This is a genomic window from Streptomyces sp. WAC05292, assembly GCF_003949955.1.
Taxonomy (GTDB): Bacteria; Actinomycetota; Actinomycetes; order Streptomycetales; family Streptomycetaceae; genus Streptomyces; species Streptomyces globosus.
Genome location: NZ_RPSE01000756.1, coordinates 1 through 823, shown reverse-complemented (window position 1 = coordinate 823; position 823 = coordinate 1). Strand labels below are relative to the sequence as shown.

Annotated in this window: 1 protein-coding gene and 2 pseudogenes; 2 read left to right on the top strand and 1 reads right to left on the bottom strand. The window is 76.3% G+C overall.

Going from position 1 to position 823, the window contains the following annotated elements; genetic code table 11:
- Both EF903_RS32870 and EF903_RS32865 read left to right on the top strand, forming a co-directional pair.
- Positions 1 to 274 (top strand): annotated as a pseudogene (locus EF903_RS32870) (GTPase RsgA); the annotation flags it as partial.
- 133 nt (positions 275 to 407) lie between these two features.
- Positions 408 to 617, top strand: a complete 210-nt coding sequence (locus EF903_RS32865; protein ID WP_125548567.1) for a hypothetical protein — start codon at positions 408 to 410, stop codon at positions 615 to 617.
- 105 nt (positions 618 to 722) lie between these two features.
- Here the strand turns inward: EF903_RS32865 and EF903_RS35705 are convergent.
- Positions 723 to 823 (bottom strand): annotated as a pseudogene (locus EF903_RS35705) (DUF456 domain-containing protein); the annotation flags it as partial.

The following is an 823-nucleotide window of genomic DNA, read 5'->3' as shown; positions in this document are numbered from 1 at the left end:
GCAGGTGTTCTCCGAGATCGAGGAGTACGCCGCCGACTGCCGCTTCCACGACTGCGCCCACGAGGCGGAGCCCGGCTGCGCGGTCACCGCGGCCGTGGCGGAGGGGACGCTGCCGGAGCGCCGCCTGGAGAGCTACCGCAAACTGCTGCGGGAGAACCAGCGCATCGTGGCCAAGACGGACGCCCGCCTGCGGGCCGAGATCCGCCGCGACTGGCGCCTGAAGTCGGCCGAGGGCCGCGCCAACTACGCCGCCAAGCGCGGCGGCCGCGGCTGACGGCGGCTCCGCATCCGCAGCCCCGCCCCTGGAACCCGTAGTTCCGGGGGCGGGGCTGCGGCGCCTGCCTGCCGGGCGCCCCTGTGCCGCGCCGTTCGTGCGGTCGGCGAGCGTCGACACCGTGTAGGCGCAGATGCCGAGGACGACCGCAGGCTCGTCCGCCTCACCCCGCGGCCGGGCCGCCCTCCACCGCTCGGCCGAACTCTTCGGCGAACTCCGGGCCGAATGGTCGGCCGTCCTCGGCCCCGGCCGCGTACGCGGCCTCGAACTGGCCCTGCGCGGGGTCGTCCCCCGCGAAACGGCCTTCCGCCTGGACGCCGGCACCCGGCTGTCCGGCGCGTGACACCCGGTGGAAGGGCCGGAGGCGACCGGGTGGTCGCGGGACTCGCAGGAGAAGGCCGCGGCCCGGTCGTGCCGTCCCGGGGTGCGGGGTGCGGGGCCGTGCCGGTCAGCCCGACAGGACCGTGCCCGTCCACGCGCCCAGCACCATCAGGCACGCCAACAGCTCCACCAGCACGCTCGTCCCCACCGACCGCATCACCGCCCGCA